At 59.7% G+C, this 14,483-nt stretch carries 10 protein-coding genes; 5 read left to right on the plus strand and 5 right to left on the minus strand.

The window, feature by feature from the left end:
• Positions 1 to 115: 115 nt before the first annotated feature.
• The 3 genes from GSQ77_RS00450 to GSQ77_RS00460 all read right to left on the minus strand — a co-directional run bounded on the left by GSQ77_RS00450 (position 116) and on the right by GSQ77_RS00460 (position 3,787).
• Complete coding sequence (locus tag GSQ77_RS00450) at positions 116 to 1,285, minus strand: alpha-hydroxy acid oxidase (RefSeq protein ID WP_158897930.1); 1,170 nt, start codon at positions 1,283 to 1,285, stop codon at positions 116 to 118.
• 299 nt (positions 1,286 to 1,584) lie between these two features.
• Positions 1,585 to 2,091, minus strand: coding sequence for a Fur family transcriptional regulator (locus tag GSQ77_RS00455; protein ID WP_158897932.1), 507 nt, complete (start codon positions 2,089 to 2,091; stop codon positions 1,585 to 1,587).
• Between the two features lie 520 nt (positions 2,092 to 2,611).
• Positions 2,612 to 3,787, minus strand: coding sequence for an AraC family transcriptional regulator (locus tag GSQ77_RS00460; protein ID WP_158897934.1), 1,176 nt, complete (start codon positions 3,785 to 3,787; stop codon positions 2,612 to 2,614).
• 224 nt (positions 3,788 to 4,011) lie between these two features.
• On the opposite strand from GSQ77_RS00460, the gene GSQ77_RS00465 reads away from it, so the two are divergent.
• The 5 genes from GSQ77_RS00465 to epsC all read left to right on the plus strand — a co-directional run bounded on the left by GSQ77_RS00465 (position 4,012) and on the right by epsC (position 11,154).
• Positions 4,012 to 5,145, plus strand: coding sequence for an acyl-CoA dehydrogenase family protein (locus GSQ77_RS00465; protein ID WP_158897936.1), 1,134 nt, complete (start codon positions 4,012 to 4,014; stop codon positions 5,143 to 5,145).
• A gap of 231 nt (positions 5,146 to 5,376) precedes the next feature.
• Complete coding sequence (locus GSQ77_RS00470) at positions 5,377 to 7,065, plus strand: AMP-binding protein (protein ID WP_158897938.1); 1,689 nt, start codon at positions 5,377 to 5,379, stop codon at positions 7,063 to 7,065.
• A gap of 74 nt (positions 7,066 to 7,139) precedes the next feature.
• Positions 7,140 to 8,666: a CoA-acylating methylmalonate-semialdehyde dehydrogenase gene (locus GSQ77_RS00475; RefSeq protein WP_158897940.1), complete on the plus strand. Its 1,527-nt coding sequence runs from the start codon at positions 7,140 to 7,142 to the stop codon at positions 8,664 to 8,666.
• A 56-nt stretch (positions 8,667 to 8,722) separates the two neighbouring features.
• Complete coding sequence (gene mmsB / locus GSQ77_RS00480) at positions 8,723 to 9,622, plus strand: 3-hydroxyisobutyrate dehydrogenase (RefSeq protein WP_158897942.1); 900 nt, start codon at positions 8,723 to 8,725, stop codon at positions 9,620 to 9,622.
• A 515-nt stretch (positions 9,623 to 10,137) separates the two neighbouring features.
• Positions 10,138 to 11,154 carry a serine O-acetyltransferase EpsC gene (gene epsC, locus GSQ77_RS00485; RefSeq protein ID WP_254067391.1) on the plus strand — a complete coding sequence of 339 codons (1,017 nt, stop codon included), beginning with the start codon at positions 10,138 to 10,140 and terminating at the stop codon, positions 11,152 to 11,154.
• Between the two features lie 64 nt (positions 11,155 to 11,218).
• Here epsC and GSQ77_RS00490 read toward each other — a convergent pair whose 3' ends face one another.
• On the minus strand, positions 11,219 to 12,628 hold the full coding sequence (locus GSQ77_RS00490) for an MFS transporter (protein ID WP_158897944.1): 1,410 nt from the start codon (positions 12,626 to 12,628) through the stop codon (positions 11,219 to 11,221).
• A gap of 167 nt (positions 12,629 to 12,795) precedes the next feature.
• On the minus strand, positions 12,796 to 14,466 hold the full coding sequence (locus tag GSQ77_RS00495) for an AMP-binding protein (protein WP_254067392.1): 1,671 nt from the start codon (positions 14,464 to 14,466) through the stop codon (positions 12,796 to 12,798).
• Positions 14,467 to 14,483: the final 17 nt, after the last annotated feature.

Below are 14,483 nucleotides of genomic sequence, written 5' to 3' on the forward strand. Positions count from 1 at the left end.
CAAACAAAAACCCCACCTACTCAGGTGGGGTTTTTGCGTTTCGCCTCCCCCGTGCCACTGCTTACACGCCCAAATCAGCCGAGAAACGCGATCGCGCAGGTGATGTATGGCTTCTTTAAGCGGAAACGACTCGTGCGTCGTCCGGTGCGACGCAAATAGCCTCTTCGAAGACCGACGAATTCAGATCTGCAAGCGACGTGCACCCGAGCAATGCCGCGGTGCGGGCAAACTCTTCGGCAAGAATGGTCAGCGCTCGAGACGCCCCGGCTTGGCCTGCCGCAGCCAAGCCATACAGTGTAGCGCGCCCGATAAGTACCGCGTCGGCGCCCAACGCTACGGCCTGGGCGATATCGCTGCCGCGACGAATGCCCCCGTCCATCAGCAATGCGATACGGCCACGAATCAGGGCCGCGGCCGCCGGCAAGAGGTCTAGCGGTGAGCCCACGAGATCCAATTGGCGGCCGCCGTGATTGGATAGCACCACACCATCGGCACCTGAATCAATCGAGCGCTGTATATCGGTCAACGAGAGGATGCCTTTGATGATCAATTTCCTAGGCCAGCGCTGGCGTAGCCAAGCCACATCGCTCCACGTGAGCGAAGCATCCATCTCGCTGCGCATCCAGTCGGCCGTCTGTGCGACGGACATGCCGGCGCCGATGAACGACTCGACATTGACGAAACGAGGACTGTGACCCCTCTGCCAGATGTTCGTCAGCCACCCTGGATGACGCAGCAGATCGAACCGATTTGGCCAATCGAGCACTGCCGGTCGCGCATAGTTGCGTTTATCCCATTCGCGATTGCCATACACCGGGCCGTCGACCGTTAGCATGAGTGCTGAGCAACCCGCTTCTAGCGCGTGAGCGATCAGATGTAGCGCGAAATCCCGGTTGCGCAGCACATACATTTGCATCCAATGGGGCGTTTCGAGGTGAGTGGCCACGGCTTTGATCGAAGCCATCGAAACCATGCTTTGTACGAATGGCAGGCCCGCGCGGGATGCAGCAGACGCCAGATGGATATCGCCCTGATCGATTAAGAAGCCGTTCAAACCGGTAGGTCCAACGATCAGTGGAATTGGCAGCCGCTCGCCGAACAGCGTGGTCGACAAATCCAAAGCATCGACCCCAACAAGCATTCGTGGGACGAGCGTCCGACGCGCAAAAGCGTCGCGGTTGCGCTGGAGCGTAATTTCCCCTTCAGCGCCGCCTTCGAGATATTCGGTGATGAACGCCGGTAACCGGCGGTGCGCAGCGTGACGTAAGTCTTCTATCGTCGTCATGCGTGCGAGATCGCTACCGCGATAATAGCGTCGACTTTTAGGCCACATGAATACCAAGCGGCAGGGTCATGGAGTTCTCGCCAATTAAAAATGAATTCAGAATACTATATGACACCGAATTTCCGGCGTCAATGCTCCAACGTCAGCGAGCGCTGAACCTGTTTGCAGCCAGGGGGTGGGAAATTGGAAGTAGCGAGCCGAGATTGCGAGGACTGAGCCTTCATTAATTCTACGAGCCAAATCAACCGGGTGGTTTCCGATTGGCCGTGGCAGACGTGCACGTCTGCCACGCCGTACGCTTAGTGGTTGTGAACGTGGCCGTGATGAGCGGCATCGGAGATAGCCGGGCGGTTTTGTTGGCAGTCCGGGCATATCCCTTTCAACTCAAAACCCTCACCCGCCAGCTGATAGCCCGCCATCTGAATCTTTGCGACAAGGGCATGTTGCAATGGAGGGTCATGCAACTCCGTTACCGTGCCGCACTCCTGGCACACGACCAAAATGCCATGCTCGCAGTGCGTCAAATCGTGACACGCCGTAAACGCGTTAATCGATTCAATTCGGTGCACTAGACGAGCTGCCAGCAAAAAGTCGAGAGCCCTGTAAATGGTCGGGGGCGCGGACCCGGGATGGGTCTTTTTCATCTCATCGAGCAGCGTGTACGCTTTGGTGGCACGACCTGCGGTCAGCAATAATTCCAGCACTTTTCGTCGAATGGGCGTAAGCCGCTCGCCGCGATTGCGGCAATACTCTTCCGCAAGCGCAAGAGCAGACTCAAGGCGGGGGGGCTGCAGGGTTTCAATCACGAAAGGTTGGCAAGCTTTGAATTATGCATAGGGTCATTTTATACGAGTTGCGCGCTATCCGATTGTAACGGTGAGCCGATACAGGGACTTAATTCAACAAAACCCCTGCTCTTGCGATCGGCTTGAGAGATAAGTTGCAATGAACGGCCTCGACAGACGGCGGTGAGCCCGACCTGAAAGGTGAGGTGAAACAGGGATCTTCACCTTTAAGAAATCTAGCCTGCTAGGCGATTCGTCCTTCAAAGTCCGAGCAAAAATGCAGTTACGTCGCCTATGTTTGCGTGATATTCGCTCAAATCGCCAGAAGACGGTTGTCGGCCTGCCCGAAAAGACGTGCGCGCCGAGGTGGTCCGCTGTTTTGGAGTCAGCGATTATTGAGGCAAATAACGGTCCCAAATGGTGGCTGCAGCTAGGTGTTCGCGGTCGTAAATTATCACCGCGCCATTCTCGACGAAGGTGGGGTACCCGTTTAGCCCCACCATATAAAATCACGGTGCAAATTCTCCTCCGCAGCTTCCAATCACCTTCTCGTACGCTTGATGGCTCCAGCTCCAGCTCCAGCTCCAGCTCCAGCTCCAGCTCCAGCTCCAGCTCCAGCTCCAGCTCCAGCTCCCACTCCCACTCCCACTCCCACTCCCACTCCCACTCCCACTCCCACTCCCACCCCAGTCCCCCGCACCGCGCGCGTTTTCCGATATCCCGCCGGCGGCGTCCCCGTCCACTTTTTGAAAGCGCGATGAAACGACCCAGGATCGGCAAAACCCAGTTCGCCAGCGATAGCGCTCACGGTTTTCGTCGAATGAATCAAAGCCCCAATGGCCAAATCGCGTCTAAGCTCGTCCAGCAGCAACTGGTAAGACTGCCCTTCGTCAGCCAAGCGCCGACGTAAAGTCGAGGCGGTTAGATGCAAGGTATCGGCAATCTCCTCGAATCTCGGCCAGTCGGCCGGCAGCAAAATACGCAACTGCCGGCGCACCCGCGCGGTCAAGCTGCGCTCGTTCTTATACTTGAGGACGATATTCTCGGGTGCGCTGCTCAGAAACGCTTCAAGCGTTTCCGGCGTTTGGATCACCGGCAAGCTTAAATACCGGCTTTCGAATTCGATTTGCGTCGTCGGCATATCGAACTTCATGCGCTCCGAATACATCATCTTGTACTCTGCGCTATACAGCGGCTCGGCGTAGGCAAAGCACGCCTGCACGATCGGTACTCGGCGCCCGACCAGCCAGCACATTAGCCCGTGCAACAGAATCAACATGGTTTCGTGGCCGAACACGCGTACCGCGGCATCTGGCCGGCACGGACCCAGGCGCAGCATCGCAAGCGGATGCGCCCCGGCGCCGGAGCCGGGCTCGAGCGTCACAGCGAGATCATCGAGCACCAGCGAAAAAAAACGACAGGTGCGGCGCAGGGCGTGCTCAAGCGTATGACAACCCATAACGCTATGGCACAGCATGGCGAAACTGCCGACCCGCATAGGATGCGAATCCTGCCCAAAAAATTCATCATCGAGCACGCGCGCGACTAGCCGCCACAGGGTGCTGTAACTGGACGCCGACACCCGCGCCTGTGGCAGTGTGAGCAAGTGGGGGGCGATGCCCGCCGTCCGTAAAATCGGGATGGTATCGATTCCGCGCGCTTGCACCGGCTGTATCGCCTGCTCGACGAAACACATCGCAATTGTGCCTTTTTCCATTGAATCCGCACCGAGTTAGGTTAGCCCCGATGGTAGGCGAACATGGTAATTTATTCCAAATATTTTGAGCGACTGGGCGATAGAAAGGGGGCCGCCGGGCACCTATACTTTTCGGATTAGCGACATCTGAAATCGTTTTCAACGATGTTCCGCGCCCGCCGACATGCATCGGCCCATTGCTGGCGCTCAAATCGCTCCCGCTTGAATTCACCAGGATCGAACTCATGTCTGATTTTTACACCGAAGAGCAAACCATGATTCGCGACGCGGCGCGCAGTTTCGCCAGCGAACGCTTGGCGCCCAACGCCGGTAAATGGGACCGGGACCGTCAGTTGCCCCCCGAAGTCGTGCGCGAGATGGGCGCACTGGGCCTGCTTGGCATGATGGTGCCGGAAGCGTGGGGCGGCAACTATACCGATTACACCGCCTATGCTCTGGCGATCGAAGAAATCGCGGCCGGCTGCGCCAGTTGCTCAACGCTCATGGCAGTGCACAACTCCGTCGGTTGCATGCCTATCCTCAAATACGGCACTGAAGCGCAAAAGACCGCGTATCTCGGTCGGCTCGCCAGTGGCGAGATTATCGGCGCGTTCTGCCTCACCGAGCCGCAAGCGGGCTCGGAAGCCAACAATTTGAAGACGCGCGCGGTCCTTCAAGACGGGCGATGGGTACTGAACGGCAACAAGCAATTCGTCACCAACGGGCGACGCGCGGGCCTGGCGATCGTCTTCGCGGTGACCGACCCCGACATGGGCAAGCGCGGGCTGTCCGCCTTCATCGTGCCGACTGAAACGCCGGGGTTCAACGTCGATCAACCCGAGCACAAAATGGGCATACGCGCGTCGGATACTTGCGCCATTTCCCTGGTCGATTGCGCAATTCCCGAGGCCAATCTGCTGGGCACGCGCGGCGAAGGATTGCGCATTGCCCTGTCGAACCTCGAAGGTGGCCGCGTGGGCATCGCTGCCCAGGCGGTGGGCATCGCGCGGGCAGCGCTCGAAGCCGCACAGCGCTATGCCCATGACCGCGTCCAGTTCGGTAAAGCGCTGACCGAGCACCAAGCCATCAGCCAAATGCTGGCCGACATGCATACCCGCCTGAATGCAGCGCGTTTGTTGACACTGCACGCTGCGCAACTGCGCACCGAAGGGCGGCCGTGTCTATCGGAAGCTTCGCAGGCTAAATTATTTGCGTCCGAAACCGCGGAATGGGTGTGCTCGAAAGCGCTACAGATCCACGGCGGTTACGGCTATCTGGAAGATTATCCGGTCGAACGCCATTACCGCGACGCGCGCATTACCCAAATTTACGAGGGCACCAGCGAAATCCAACGCATGGTGATTGCCCGCGACCTGTAAGCAAGCATGGGCACAATCCGCGCGCGGAACCCTCTAAGGTAGGGTAATGACCGTGGTTACCCCAACCCCGCACTCGTTACACTAGATAGCGCCAATTGGGCAAAGGACACGAACGACATAAGCCACCGGCAGCAGATACACGGGCAACACATACGTTACCCGCGGTTGCCACAGCACAGCCCCCGAAATCGCGCGCCAGTCGCGACGGGTCAAGCCGATCAGGAGACATAGATGGATGCAGCACAGGCTTTTTTCGAAGCTCGCGATTTTCTCATCAAGCATCGTGAAGACTACGACACGGCTTACCGGGATTTTCGCTGGCCCAAGCTCGGAGCATTCAACTGGGCGCTCGATTACTTCGACGTAATCGCCGTCAACAACCCCCAAACAGCGCTCTGGATCGTCGAAGAAGATGGCAGCGACGCCCGCTTCTCGTACGCGCAAATGGCCGAGCGCTCCAACCGCGTGGCCAACTATCTGCGTGGCCTGGGTGTCAAACGCAAGCAGCGCATCCTATTGATGCTGCCCAATCAAGTCGCGCTGTGGGACGTCATGTTGGCGGCAATGAAACTTGGCGCGGTGGTCATTCCGGCGACCACCTTACTCGCGAACAGCGACCTGCGGGACCGCATCGTGCTTGGCGAAGTCGACTACGTGGTTGCCGCAGCCTCCGAACTCGACAAATTCAACGGCATAGACTTGGCGCTTAAACGCATCGCAGTGGGCGGCGCACGACCCGGCTGGGAAAATCTCGACGACGCCTATCAAGCATCGCCGCACTTCACCGCCGATGCGCCTACTGACGCCACCGACCCGATGCTCTTGTACTTCACCTCGGGCACGACCTCCAAACCGAAACTGGTGGCTCACAGCCACCAGAGCTATCCGGTCGGGCACTTGTCGACCATGTACTGGATCGGGCTCAAACCGGGCGATGTGCATTGGAATATCAGCTCGCCGGGCTGGGCCAAACACGCCTGGAGCTGCTTCTACGCGCCGTGGAATGCACAGGCGACGGTGTTTATCTACAACTACACGCGCTTTAACGCGCCAGCCGTGCTCGACACCATCGGGCGGTGTCGCGTCACCACGCTATGCGCACCCCCTACCGTGTGGCGCATGCTGGTCCAGGAGAATCTGGCTGCGCACCCCACTCATCTGCGTGAACTGGTGGGGGCGGGCGAACCGCTTAACCCGGAAGTGATCGAGCGGGTTCGTCACGGCTGGGGCATCACCATACGCGACGGCTACGGTCAAACCGAAACCACCTGCCAGATCGGCAATTCGCCGGGCCAGATCGTCAAGCCAGGATCGATGGGGCGGCCGCTGCCCGGCTATCACATCACCTTGCTCGACCCCGACGACGAACCGGCCGAAGAAGGCGAAATCGCGCTTGAAATGGCGGACCCTCCACTTGGCCTGATGACGGGCTACGCGGGCAATCAGACCGAAACCGCGCGGGCGACGCGTGCCGGTTTTTACCATACGTCGGATCTGGCCGAGCGCGGCGCCGATGGCTACTACACGTACATCGGACGATCCGACGATGTGTTCAAAGCATCCGATTACCGTCTCAGCCCGTTCGAGCTGGAAAGCGTGCTGATCGAGCATGAGGCGATCGCCGAAGCGGCCGTTGTGCCCAGCCCCGACCCATTGCGCCTGTCCGTGCCCAAAGCCTTTGTCTCGATTCGCACGGGCTTCACCGCCGATCGGGCTACGGCGCGCGCGGTGTTTGAATACTGCCGCGATCACCTCGCGCCTTACAAACGGATACGCCGCCTCGAATTTGCGGAATTGCCGAAAACCATCTCGGGCAAGATTCGCCGCGTCGAATTGCGCAGACGCGAGGAAGGCCGCACCGACCTGACCCAGCGCGGTGCACTGGAATTCTGGGAAGAAGATTTTCCCGAGCTGCGGTAAATCCAACGCCGCCCCTTAACCCCCGATAACACGCGCACTGACGTTGCGCCTTATACCCAAACGGAGTTCACATCATGAATGCCTCACTGCAATCCACCAGCGTCGCAGCGCCTACTGTCAAACTGCTGATCAATGGCGAATGGGTCGAGTCGAAAGCGACCGAATGGCGCGACATCGTCAACCCCGCTACGCAGGAAGTATTGGCTCGGGTTCCGTTCGCCACCGCAGCCGAAGTCGATGCCGCGGTCGCCGCAGCCAAGGAAGCGTTCAAGACTTGGCGCCACACGCCGACCGGCGCACGTGCGCGCATCATGCTCAAATTCCAGGCGCTGATTCGCGAGCATTCCAAACGTATCGCCGCGGTGCTGACCGCCGAACAGGGCAAAACGCTGCCCGATGCCGAGGGCGATATTTTCCGCGGCCTCGAAGTGGTTGAACACGCTTGCTCGATCGGCACGCTGCAGCTCGGTGAATATGGCGAGAATGTCGCGGGCACCGTCGACACCTACACGCTGCGCCAGCCGATAGGCGTATGCGCCGGCATCACGCCGTTCAATTTCCCCGCGATGATTCCGCTATGGATGTTCCCGATGGCGATCGTGTGCGGTAACACCTTCGTGCTCAAACCGTCCGAACAGGACCCGCTGTCGACCATCGAACTGGTCAAGCTGGCCCTGGAAGCAGGCGTGCCGCCGGGTGTGTTGAACGTAGTGCAAGGGGGTAAGGACGTTGTCGATGCCATCTGCACACACAAGGATATCAAGGCGATTTCATTCGTCGGCTCGACCGAAGTCGGCACCCACGTGTACAACTTGGCTGGTCAGCACGGCAAACGCGTGCAATCGATGATGGGCGCGAAGAATCACGCGGTGGTACTGCCCGATGCCCACAAGCAGCAAACGTTGAATGCGCTGGTTGGCGCGGGCTTTGGCGCAGCCGGTCAACGCTGCATGGCGACATCGGTGGTCGTGATGGTCGGCTCGTCGAAAGAGTGGATCGGTGAACTCGCCGAACAAGCGCGTGGGCTCAAGGTCAATGCCGGTCACGAGAACGGTACGGACATCGGACCGCTAGTGTCCAAGCGGGCCAAGGAACGCGTGCTCGGACTGATCGCCGATGGCGAACGCGAAGGCGCCAACCTGCTGCTGGATGGTCGCAACTGCAGCGTGCCCGGTTATGAATCGGGCAATTTCATCGGCCCGACTTTGTTCACCGGCGTGAAGACCGGCATGAAAATCTACACCACCGAAATTTTCGGGCCGGTATTGCTGGTCATGGAAGTGGACACGCTGGACGAAGCCATTGAGCTTGTCAACGCAAACCCGTTCGGCAACGGCACCGGCGTATTTACGCAGAGCGGTGCCGCGGCGCGTAAATTCCAGAACGAAATCGACGTGGGCCAAGTCGGCATCAACATTCCGATTCCGGTGCCCGTGCCGTTCTTCAGCTTTACCGGTTCGCGCGGTTCCAAGCTGGGTGATCTGGGTCCCTACGGCAAGCAAGTGGTGCAGTTCTACACCCAGACCAAAACTGTCACCGCACGCTGGTTCGACGACGCTACCGTCAACGATGGCGTCAACACTACTATCAGCATGAAATAGACGGCACGCTCTGGATCACGCACACGATCACAGCAACGCTTAACCAAGGAATTTCCATGAAGATCGGATTTGTAGGCTTGGGCAATATGGGTGGCCCGATGGTGCAAAACCTGTTGAAAGCGGGGCATGCGCTCACGGTATTCGACCTCAACGAAGCGGCGGTCGATGCCGCGGTGAAGGCAGGCGCCGCGCGCACCGATTCGCTCAAATCGCTCGCTGCTGGCAGCGAATTGATCATCACCATGCTGCCTGCGGCCGCGCACGTACGAGCGGTTTATTTGGGCGACGACGGCGTACTGGCGCATGTGGCGCCCGGCGTGCCGCTGATCGATTCGAGCACGATCGACCCGGAAACGGTCAAGCAAATCGCGGCAACGGCTGGCAAGCAGGGCAATTTGCTGGCCGATGCCCCGGTCTCGGGCGGTACCGGGGGGGCGCAAGCGGGCACGCTGACCTTCATGGTCGGCGGCACGCAGGCGGTGTTCGATCAGATCAAGCCGGTACTCCTGGGCATGGGCAAGAACATCGTCCACTGTGGCGACTGCGGTACCGGCCAAATCGCCAAGATCTGCAACAACATGCTGCTGGGTATCTCGATGATAGGGGTCGCCGAAGCGATGTCGTTGGGCGCCTCACTGGGCATCGATAGCAAGGTGTTGGCCGGCATCATCAACACCTCCACCGGGCGTTGCTGGAGTTCCGACACCTATAACCCCTTCCCAGGGGTGATTGAAACGGCTCCGGCGTCACGCGGATACACGGGCGGTTTCGGTGCGGATCTGATGCTCAAGGACTTGGGGCTGGCGACCGAAGCCGCGCGCCAGGTCAAGCAGCCGGTCTTGTTGGGCGCGTTGGCGCAGCAACTTTATCAATCGTTCAGTCAACACGGCGGCGGCGGCATGGATTTTTCGGCGATCATCGGCTTATACCGCAAGGCTGGCGAGAACGCCCCTTGATTCGGCGATCGGACCGCCCATAACGTGTCCGACCCGGCAGTCCCCGCGCGTTAATAAAGACAGCTCCTTTCGCGTGGACTGCCGGATACTTGGTCCCTGTATCGACTCACCTTAGTGCCGTGTGTGGCCGTGCTTACCCGCCACTCACCCAGCGCTCAGAGTCATTCACCTGCCGCGCACCCGTTCCCCATCCGCCGCTCATTTCTTATTTGGCTTAACTTCGGCCGCCGCTGAATTGCGGCTCGACCGCGAGTCTAATCGTCATTCCAACCGTCATTCCCACGCTGCCTGCATGGACAAAAATGAGCGGTCGCATGGGATTTTCAAGAAGCAGGTACCATCTGCAAATGGATTGCACGGGTCGTCGCCCGCAGCCGCATCGCCAGCGCTCACCTGGCATGCCATAGACAGTCGTGCGGTCGCGACTCGCAATTTGCATCCGTGATGATGTTTACGCCGCCGGCCCGGTCGATGCACGCATCGAAACCAGGCCATCCCACGCCGGAGAATGAAGCATGAAGATGGAACCGTTGACGCCGCTCGAAAGCGCGAATCAGGTGAGCCAGTTACCTACTGGGACGAACGACGCCGCAAACCACCGGAACGGTGGCCGGGCCGAATTGCCCGATTGCCCCAATGTCAATAACCCGTACTGGAACCTGGCGCATATTGTCGAGGGGCTGCGCGACTCGCGAGAAGTCACGCACAACGTTCGCCACCTGGGCAGAATCCGCGAGCTGCCATCGCGCGAGTCGCTCGCTCGGGTTCTCGATGGGTTGTCGGCGGTGCTATTCCCCACGCACTACGGTCAATCCGATTTGACTGACGAAGGCATCGACTTCTTCGTTGGCAACACGCTGCACAACACGCTTAACGTGCTGGTCGAACAAGTGCGCCGCGCGCTGCTGTTCGTCTATACCCAGGACGAGGTGCGCGATGCGCATTTGCACCAAAAGGCCTTGGAAATCACGGGGGCGTTTGCAGCACAACTGCCGGCGATCCGCGCCTTGCTCGTCAGCGACTTGCTGGCCGCCTACCAGGGCGATCCGGCCGCCAGCAGCACCTCGGAAATCTTGCTGTGCTACCCCGGCATGACCGCGGTGATTTATTACCGGCTGGCGCATGCGCTGCATCTGCTCGGCATGCCACTGCTGGCGCGCTTGATCACTGAAATCGCGCATTCATTGACCGGCATCGATATCCATCCAGGCGCTGAAATTGGTGGGAGCTTCTTCATCGATCATGGCACGGGTGTCGTCATCGGCGAAACCGCGGTGATTGGCCAGCGTGTGCGTCTGTACCAGGCCGTGACGCTGGGCGCCAAACGTTTCCCCGCTGATGACAATGGCGCGCTGATCAAAGGCACGGCACGCCATCCGATCATCGAGGACGATGTTGTCATTTATGCGGGAGCGACCTTGCTCGGACGCATCACCGTTGGCGAAGGCTCCACCATAGGCGGTAATGTGTGGTTGACGCAAAGCGTGCCGGCGGGCAGCAATGTCTCGCAGGCGAAAATGCGTAATGACTAAAACCCGGACTAAAACCCGGACTAAAACCGGGAGTGCCCCGCCGCGGTGAACGCCGCACCGAACCCTACTTGCGCCACCGCAATGGCCGACGCAGGTGGTGGCGTTCCAGACGCACCGGTGGAGACCCGGTGCTGGCAAATGCCGGCACCGACGCCGGATCGTTTTGCACGCTGCCGCCGCTCCCCGCCAGTGCTTCTGCTTCCCTTCGTTCGTCGGCTTCGACTGTCTTGCCCGTATCGATGAACAAGGCCGCTACCATGCCAACGGCCAGAAGGGCCGCCGAGATCGTGAACGGCACGTTATAACTGCCGGTCTTCTCGATCAAAAAGCCGAATACCACCGGCGACACCATCCCGGCTACGCCAAAGCCCGTATTCATCATCCCGCCCGCCGTTCCGGCGTATTTGCCCGCGATGTCCAGCGGCAGCGTCCAGAGTACCGGGTTCGTGATCTCGAGGAAGAAGAACGAGGCCGACAAGAACCATACCGCCGTGAGCGGATTCGTCGCGGAAATCATCGGCAGCAAAAACGCGAGTGACCCTCCGAGACCGACCACCAGTACCGCGCAACGCGCGAAGCGCAACCGCCCGGTCACCTTGAATAGTTTGTCCGACACGACACCGCCGAGCGTGTCGCCGATCACGCCTGCCATCAGCGGGAGGGCGGTGAACAGCGCAAGTTGCTTCAGATCGAACCCTCGCGACTCTTTCAGATAGGACGGCAGCCAGGTCAAGTACACCCACAGCAGCCAGCCGTAGCAAAAGTCGACAACAGTCACCAACCACATCCGGTGTATCAGTTTACGCCACGGCGTCACCGCATGCTTTGCGCGATCGCAGTCGCCTTCGCAATAACCGATTTCAGCGGTTTCCTCCGGCGTGATGTGCCGATTCTGCTCCGGGGAGTTCGTGAACACGCACAGGAAAAGCACTGTCCAAGCAAGGCTTGCCGCGCCGAGCAGGATGAACGCATCGCGCCAGCCCCCGGTGGCCACCACCGCCAACACCAACGGTGGCGTAACCGCTCCGCCGAGCCGCGCAAAGCTATGGGTGATCCCCTGCGCGAAACCGCGCTCGGCAACCGGCATCCAGTAAGTGAATGCGCGAGTCGCCGTGGGGAAGGCACCGCCTTCGCCGATGCCGAGTATGAAGCGTACCGCCACCAGCATCGACACGCTGCCCGCAAAGCCGGTCGCAAGCGTTGCCAGCCCCCATACGAGGGACAAACCGATCAGCACACGTTTAGGTCCGTACTTGTCCGCGAGCCAACCGCCCACGACTTGCATGATCGCGTACGGATAGGCGAAGGCGGAAAACACCAGTCCGAGCTGACCCGACGTCAGCCCCATTTCATGGCGGATCAGCGGAGCGGCGACGGCAATGTTGACCCGATCGATGTACGAAATGAAATACATCAAACACATGACCGCCAGAATAATGTGGCGCGTTTTTATGCGTCTGTTGAAGAGTTGCATGGTGTCTGTCTCCTGTATTTTTTCTATACTTCAGCCATCGACGAGGGCGGCTTGCTGATTGAGCATCGTTGCCTGAAGTGTTGCCATCACGTCCGCGGCTCATTGAAATGGGCTCTTCGGCGTGCCTCCTATAAAAACAAAAGCGTGGCGCGGCCTGCTTGCCAGGTTCAGGTCTGCAATAGCTTGAGCCGCTGAACCTTTCCAGACGGCCCGCGCGGTAATTCGGTCACAAATCGGAACTCTTTCGGCGTCTTGTAGCGACCCAACTCGACCAGGCAATGGCGGCGTAATTCATCAACGAGCTTCACGGCATCGGCAGCATCAACGACATCGGGCGATACACGCGGCACGACAAACGCGACGATCTCCTGCCCGTACACGGGGTCGGGCACGCCGACCGCAGCCGCTTCCAGCACGGCCGGGTGCTTGAGCAACGCCTCGTCGATCTCTCGCGGCGAGATGTTCTCGCCGCCCTTGATAATCAGTTCCTTGGCGCGGCCGTTGATGTAGAAATAGCCGTCCGCATCCTGATAGCCCAGATCGCCGGTGCGCAGCCAGCCATCCTCGGTAAACGCCGTGCGCGTTTCTTCGAGGCGTTTGTAGTAGCCACTCATCACTTGCTCACCGCGCAGCACCAGTTCGCCACACTCGTTCGGTGCGCAGACGTGACCGTCCGGCGCAACCACCCGCGCATCGCATCCGGAAGGCCGGCCGATGCTGCCCACACGACGCGCTGCCGGTTCGAACGGATTGCTGAATGCCGGCGCAGCCGTTTCGGTCATGCCCATCGTTTCGATGACACCGATACCGAAGCGTGCTTCGAACGCGCGATGGTGTTCCGCCGGCAATGCCGCGGAAGCTGAGCGACAAAATTTGAGCGCACTGAGATCGAATGCGCAAGTTTCATCGGCATTGATCAGGAAAGCGATGATGGTCGGCACCACATTGATCCAGGTGCAGCCGTAATGTGCCGCATCGCGCCAGAACGCGCGCGCGGAAAAGCGCGCCGGCATCACCACCGAGCCTGCATGAAAAAGTGGGGCGAGCAAGGTTACGACCAGACCATTGATGTGATACAGCGGTAGCGATGCCAGCACACGGTCCTGCGTGCCTAGCCGATGTTCGGCGCTGACGTTGCGAGCATTGGCCAGCAGATTCGCGTGCGTGAGCAGCACGCCTTTGGGCGCGCCCGTGGTGCCGGACGTGTACATCAGCAGCGCGTTGTCCGCACCCTTGGGTTCGAGCGCGCGCGCGGCCCGCGGATTGGTCTCGCGGTTAACCTCGTAGTCAGTCCCGCAGTTAGCGCCTCCATCGGCCGCCACCCCGACCGCGGCGAAGGACGAACGACCGGTGGTTTGCGCGAGCGTCGCATGCGGGCGGCCCCAAACCGGTAAGGCCGGCGCAGTCGGTTCCGTGCCGACCACGGCGATCTCGCGCGTGCAACCGGTCGCACGCAACGCAGCGAGCGCATCCTGTATCGAGCCTTCTGTATCGGGCGCGGAAAAAATCAAATTCGTGTCGGAGTGCTCAATGACATAGCTTAGCTGCGAGGGCTGACACAGCAAATTGAGCGGGTTGGCGATCATCCCGCTATACATGGCCGCAAGCAGCAATCTGGCCGTCTGAATGCCGTTGCTCATGAATACCGAAACAACATCGCCTGCCACTCGACCCGTTTTGTGAAATTGTGCTTCGAGCGCGCGGCAATCGTCGCGCAGCTGGCCGAACGTCAGCACAGCCGCTTTGTCTGCCGGTGTGTCATCGTCTTGCGTCGCGAGTAAAAACGGCTTGTCGGGATATTGCAGTGCGCGCGCATCGATCAACGCCCGAATGCTCATTGGCATGTCGGATGGCA

Source organism: Burkholderia sp. L27(2015) (assembly GCF_009765705.1).
Taxonomy (GTDB): Bacteria; Pseudomonadota; Gammaproteobacteria; order Burkholderiales; family Burkholderiaceae; genus LMUX01.

Excerpts from the sequence above, each read along its gene's own strand:
- GSQ77_RS00450 (WP_158897930.1), bottom strand. The coding sequence starts at position 1,285 with ATGACGACGATAGAAGACTTACGTCACGCTGCGCACCGCCGGTTACCG.
- GSQ77_RS00460 (WP_158897934.1), bottom strand. The coding sequence starts at position 3,787 with ATGGAAAAAGGCACAATTGCGATGTGTTTCGTCGAGCAGGCGATACAG.
- GSQ77_RS00465 (WP_158897936.1), top strand. The coding sequence starts at position 4,012 with ATGTCTGATTTTTACACCGAAGAGCAAACCATGATTCGCGACGCGGCG.
- GSQ77_RS00470 (WP_158897938.1), top strand. The coding sequence starts at position 5,377 with ATGGATGCAGCACAGGCTTTTTTCGAAGCTCGCGATTTTCTCATCAAG.
- GSQ77_RS00475 (WP_158897940.1), top strand. The coding sequence starts at position 7,140 with ATGAATGCCTCACTGCAATCCACCAGCGTCGCAGCGCCTACTGTCAAA.
- mmsB (WP_158897942.1), top strand. The coding sequence starts at position 8,723 with ATGAAGATCGGATTTGTAGGCTTGGGCAATATGGGTGGCCCGATGGTG.
- epsC (WP_254067391.1), top strand. The coding sequence starts at position 10,138 with ATGAAGATGGAACCGTTGACGCCGCTCGAAAGCGCGAATCAGGTGAGC.
- GSQ77_RS00490 (WP_158897944.1), bottom strand. The coding sequence starts at position 12,628 with ATGCAACTCTTCAACAGACGCATAAAAACGCGCCACATTATTCTGGCG.
- GSQ77_RS00495 (WP_254067392.1), bottom strand. The coding sequence starts at position 14,466 with ATGAGCATTCGGGCGTTGATCGATGCGCGCGCACTGCAATATCCCGAC.